The organism is Pantoea sp. sgz302252, from assembly GCF_047713085.1.
Lineage (GTDB): Bacteria > Pseudomonadota > Gammaproteobacteria > Enterobacterales > Enterobacteriaceae > Scandinavium.
The window spans coordinates 1-1,253 of sequence record NZ_JBLFJW010000093.1; the positions used below are offsets into that span (position 1 = coordinate 1).

A 1,253-nucleotide genomic window follows, 5' to 3' on the forward strand; every position below is an offset into this window, starting at 1 on the left:
TTATTCCCGCCATCCGAGTCTGATGCTTAAAGGCGACTGGCTGAAGGAAGCGGGATTTGATACCGGGACGGGCGTAACGGTGAAAATATCGGATGGCGTGCTGACGATTATTGCGGATACCAGTGAAGTGCAGGCCCTGAAGGCTGAACTTTACCAGTTTAAAGAGGCGGCGATGGGGATAAAGGCGCTGGTTGCTTAGCGGATTGAAGATGATAAAAAGGCCGGAAAGATCTGATGATCTTTCCGGCTATTATTAGCTCAGGATATACGCTGCTTATATCTATCTAAAGCTTGAGAACGTACGAATTCACTAGAGTCGTTTTCTGACATTTCTTTTAAAATAGAGATAGGCAATTTTTTATTAAATGTTAAGCTCGCTCTGATACCTTCATCTGGGTCCTTTGAAAATAATAAATATATATCCATATCAAGAGGGTATTTGGAACAAATTGCATGCCGAACAATAGGATCGTGGTCCCTGGAAAGTCGAACAATTACCTCTCTGGGGATAGCTTTATTTCTTGCCACCCACACCTTCATTTCCGGATGTTTTTCAATGAGTTCAAACCATACATCGATGGAGGCACCTTCTATTTGTGCTCTATGGTATTCAGCAGGAACTTCACTATTTCTTAACGCAATAAATTCTTCTGGTGAATTAATCATGACTGACCTTAACATTTGATGGATATACCTTTGCAGGCTTTTTTAGGAATGTTTCTTCCTGTATCACCTTTATGTTTGCTTGGCATAAATTGACCATTTTCATCAGCATCTGCTACCCACTCTAAGGAGGTAGCGTTGCCTCGATAAACTTTATAAGCAGAACCGCCGTGACCAGTTGTGTCTTTTGACCACCACAACCCAGTTTTCCCGTCTTTATAATATTTTTCTTTGAATGGTCCACCTTGCAATATTTCGGTTGTCCTATCTCCATCTATTTGCCAACCGGTGAGACCAAGAGGATCTATCCAGGTAAGAGGATTTTTGACATAACCATAAGGATTAACCCCACCCGCCAACCCTATCGGGTCATAGGAACGATCCCGACGGCATCGTACTTTTTAACACGCTACCGCCCGCGCCGTTACTGCCTTTCCGGCCACTGCTTTTTACATCTTTAACAACACGTTAGCACGCAACGCCCGACGCGCACTTTTACGCCGGTGGCCAGTATAACGGCGACGCCCGCCGCCGTTAATGTCTTGTTTTGTCCTTGTCTTTTTCTGTGAGCGCCATCATTACCCCTTCAC

At 44.2% G+C, this 1,253-nt stretch carries 3 protein-coding genes; 1 reads left to right on the forward strand and 2 read right to left on the reverse strand.

Annotated elements, in window-relative coordinates:
- A partial coding sequence (locus ACLW56_RS25245; protein WP_330986343.1) for a SymE family type I addiction module toxin occupies nt 1-199 on the forward strand: 199 nt, incomplete at its 5' end.
- A gap of 59 nt (nt 200-258) precedes the next feature.
- On the opposite strand, the gene ACLW56_RS25250 is transcribed toward ACLW56_RS25245, so the two are convergent.
- Together ACLW56_RS25250 and ACLW56_RS25255 are read right to left on the reverse strand one after the other, a co-directional pair.
- Nucleotides 259-666, reverse strand: a complete 408-nt coding sequence (locus ACLW56_RS25250; protein ID WP_330986344.1) for a hypothetical protein — start codon at nt 664-666, stop codon at nt 259-261.
- 8 nt (nt 667-674) lie between these two features.
- A complete protein-coding gene (locus tag ACLW56_RS25255) occupies nt 675-1,022 on the reverse strand; it encodes a hypothetical protein (protein WP_415378159.1) in 348 nt (115 codons plus the stop codon).
- Nucleotides 1,023-1,253: the final 231 nt, after the last annotated feature.